Raw genomic sequence first — 591 nt, 5'->3', positions numbered from 1 at the left:
CTGACGGCTGGTCCGCGGCCGGAGCGGTTGCCGTTGTCGTATGCGCAGCGTCGTCTGTGGTTCGTGGATCGTCTGGAGGGTGCCAGTGCGTTGTACAACATTCCGTTGGTGTTGCGGTTGAGTGGTCGGGTTGATGTGGGTGCGTTGCGGGCGGCGTTGGGTGATGTTCTGGGGCGGCACGAGTCGTTGCGTACGCGGTTTCCTGAGGTGGCGGGGGAGCCGTTGCAGGAGGTTGTGGCTGTTGGTGAGGCGGTGGTGGAGCTGCCGGTGGTGGAGGTGGGTGCGGGGGAGTTGGAGGCGCGGGTTGCGGAGGTTTCGGGTCATGTCTTTGATCTGGCGGTTGAACTGCCGTTCCGTGCTGCGTTGTTCGTCTCGGGTGCGGAGAGTTCGGTGTTGGTGTTGGTGGTGCATCACATTGCGGGTGATGGGTGGTCGATGGGGCCGTTGTGGCGGGATCTGTCGGCGGCGTATGCGGCGCGGTGTGGGGGGCGGGCGCCGGAGTGGGAGGCGTTGCCGGTGCAGTATGCGGACTACACGTTGTGGCAGCGGCGGCTGCTGGGCGACCCCGACGACCCCGACAGCCTCCTGAGC

General features: G+C 66.2%; 1 protein-coding gene. It reads left to right on the top strand.

Going from position 1 to position 591, the window contains the following annotated elements; all coding sequences use genetic code 11:
• Positions 1-63 precede the first annotated feature (63 nt).
• A partial coding sequence (locus tag SCA03_RS34870; RefSeq protein WP_371864036.1) for a condensation domain-containing protein occupies positions 64-591 on the top strand: 528 nt, incomplete at its 3' end.

Source organism: Streptomyces cacaoi, assembly GCF_006539165.1.
Taxonomy (GTDB): domain Bacteria; phylum Actinomycetota; class Actinomycetes; order Streptomycetales; family Streptomycetaceae; genus Streptomyces; species Streptomyces cacaoi.
The sequence above is the reverse complement of the archived record's forward strand: the minus strand, read 5'-3'. Positions and strand labels throughout refer to the sequence as shown.